A 2,782-nucleotide genomic window follows, 5' to 3' on the forward strand; every position below is an offset into this window, starting at 1 on the left:
GTCAGCGTCGTCTTGCCGTGGTCAACGTGACCAATCGTACCAACGTTGACGTGCGGCTTGGTCCGCTCAAATTTACCCTTGGCCATTTTCGACTCCCAAAAGGAATTTCACAGGTTGCGCCGCGCGCAAACAGACACTGACTTTTTACTGCTGGTGCCCATGGGCAGGATCGAACTGCCGACCTCTCCCTTACCAAGGGAGTGCTCTACCACTGAGCCACATGGGCGCTATTACGCTTCAACTACATGGACTGGAGCGGGTGAAGGGAATCGAACCCTCGTCGTAAGCTTGGAAGGCTTCTGCTCTACCATTGAGCTACACCCGCACGGGCCACTAACGATTCCCTACCGCTCTCTGCGCTGATGTTCTGGTGGAGGAGGTTGGATTCGAACCAACGTAGGCGTAAGCCAACAGATTTACAGTCTGCCCCCTTTAGCCACTCGGGCACCCCTCCGTAGAGAACTGACGATTATGGTGGTGCATCGCACTCTTGTCAAGCACATCCAGAAGATTATTTTCATTCTCTTCCGGCGCGCCCTAGCGACTCACCCGACACCCGCACTCGCCTGGCTGAGGCAAGCACGAGGGGCTCGCCGATTCGGCGCCCACATCTTCGTCAGACTCCGTCTTCAGCGTCGATTTGCATCTTCGCTAAAAACGAAAGACCGCCATCATACGACCTCCCGCGCATAATGCCAAGCGGGTAGGTGCAAAAAATTTGCAATTTCCATGCCGGAGCGATCTGTCGGGGGCACCAACGACAGCTCGGACCGGTTGAAGTTGATTGATCGCGACGCATCATCACACCGCAAGGCCAGGAACGGCCGGCTTCAGCGCAGGGGTTTCCTGCACGCGATGCCGAAGCCGGATTCGGGGTAGAGCGCAGCTGTTCTCGCCGGCTCCGCTAAGACACCGAAATCTGACCGTCAGGACAGGGGCCACCTCCGGTCGACGCGTCCTTCGCCCCCACGGACAGAAAGCAGGCGCAGCACCCTCCGGCGTCGCGCGATCAAGCCACCCCGCTGCCACCTCATGCGAAATGCGGCATTACTTCTTGCCTTCGCGCTGATCTTCGCCTCTTCTGCGGCGCATGCGGATGACACCAGCAAAGCGTGGTGCTGCACGGGAAGGGTAGCGGCAGTCCGACAGCAAGCGCTTTTCGAGAGCTACGCCGGAGGGGTGCGGAGGGGTGCGAAAGGGCGGCTGCTGCGGCTCGCGCGGCGCACGAGACCGAGACGTTAAAGCCGGCCGTCGACGCTGGTTGTTTCACAACCACCGGCAACCTGGAAAGGGAACGCCCGCGAGCGCCGCCCCCCCCCGGGAAGCACTCGAGTGCGCGTGGCCACTGAACGATGCGTTGCCCCTTGTCGCGGCCGGGAGCGACGATAACGCCCCCCCTGGACGACGCCGACAACCCGGCCTGCCTCGACGTCTTACAGCCGCCGAGACACGACGATCTGCGCCCGCGCCAGGCTGCCACATCGGCTACGCGTAGCCGTCGCAGCAGTGCAGCGCGCGTTGCACCGGGTCATCGCGCAAGCCGAACCAACATGAACGTCTGGACGTCCTATCGCGGCGAAGCTGCGCTGTACATGCGACATCGGACGTGTCGATACGATGCGCACCTCGTTCAGTGGGCGCAGATACCTGCGTCGGCTTTGACCGCGGTGCACATGCCCGTCCTATCCTGATCAGGAGGGAGGGAAGCCGACATGTAGCGCGAGTTCGTCGACATCGGCCGGTCGCTGCCCGGCGATGCTCGTGTTGCTCCGGGAATCAGGGCAAAAAGCACGCTCCGCCAATTCGCCCCGATCACGCGCTCGGTACTGGGTGATCCAAGCGTCGTCCATTCAAACGCTGACAGGCATGCTCTAGCCGGCTCGCCCGCGGACCAGGGCATCGCGGATTTGCCACGAAACGCGCCGATTGCACCCGAGCCGTTCGAAAAATTGGCGACATTGGGCGGAAATGACTGAGGCATGCCAGCAAATAGCCGGAGATGATGAATCCCCGAGGCACCGCGACTCGACCTGTCATGCGATGCGCTCGCAGAGGCAAATAACGGGAGAAAGGCCCCGAAACGAGATCACTCCGAGCATGAAGCGGCCACCGACGGCGGCCAGACGCGGACGAAAACTTCGCCGTGCGGAAGAGTGATTCGCTGCCGCCGAGCGGTCGGTCCCAGGATGGAAACCGCATGGAGCTCGATGCCAGCGGCAACAGAGTGGATGGTCGTGGTAGACATCGCTGCGCAAGTTCGATGCTGCCGCCTCCGTAATGAGGACCGGAATATACCTGCCAGCCACCGTCGACTCGAACCATTCGGTGCCGATCAGTCTCCTCGCTGCGGGCAGTGCATCGCTGGCCGCCCTGGCTGCGAAGATGCCGGTTCCGTTCACGACACAGCGCGCGGAGCGCACGTTGGTCCCGCCCGCCCACCGACGACCGCGCCAACGCCCGTCGAGATCGCAGGCAGGATTGAATGATGATGCGGGTGCCTGCCTGCGCTCACCATCGCCGCGCCTGCTTGCTTGCTTCGCAGGTCTCGTCGCTCATCGAAATCTAGACCCGCGCGGTGAATTTCCAGCGACGAAAAATCCGCGCCACAAATGCAAAAACCCCCGCCTTTACGGGCGGGGGTTCTTGGCTTAGGGAGCCTGACGATTACCTACTTTCACACGGGAATCCGCACTATCATCGGCGTAGAGTCGTTTCACGGTCCTGTTCGGGATGGGAAGGGGTGGGACCGACTCGCTATGGTCATCAGGCAAAGAGGGTTGTC

General features: G+C 61.5%; 1 protein-coding gene, 3 tRNA genes and 1 rRNA gene. All 5 read right to left on the bottom strand.

The genetic code is table 11. From position 1 onward, the window contains the following. On the bottom strand, window positions 1-86 hold an 86-nt coding region (locus DIE06_RS37470; protein WP_033473206.1), incomplete at its 3' end, for a GTP-binding protein. Between the two features lie 65 nt (window positions 87-151). Then, a tRNA-Thr gene (locus DIE06_RS37475) sits at window positions 152-226 on the bottom strand. 25 nt (window positions 227-251) lie between these two features. Further along, a tRNA-Gly gene (locus tag DIE06_RS37480) sits at window positions 252-325 on the bottom strand. Window positions 326-368: 43 nt separating this feature from the next. Then, window positions 369-454 (bottom strand) — tRNA-Tyr (locus tag DIE06_RS37485). A 2,201-nt stretch (window positions 455-2,655) separates the two neighbouring features. Beyond that, window positions 2,656-2,768, bottom strand: a 5S ribosomal RNA gene (gene rrf / locus DIE06_RS37490). Between the last annotated feature and the right edge of the window lie 14 nt (window positions 2,769-2,782).

The organism is Burkholderia sp. Bp8998 (assembly GCF_003854235.1).
GTDB lineage: Bacteria > Pseudomonadota > Gammaproteobacteria > Burkholderiales > Burkholderiaceae > Burkholderia.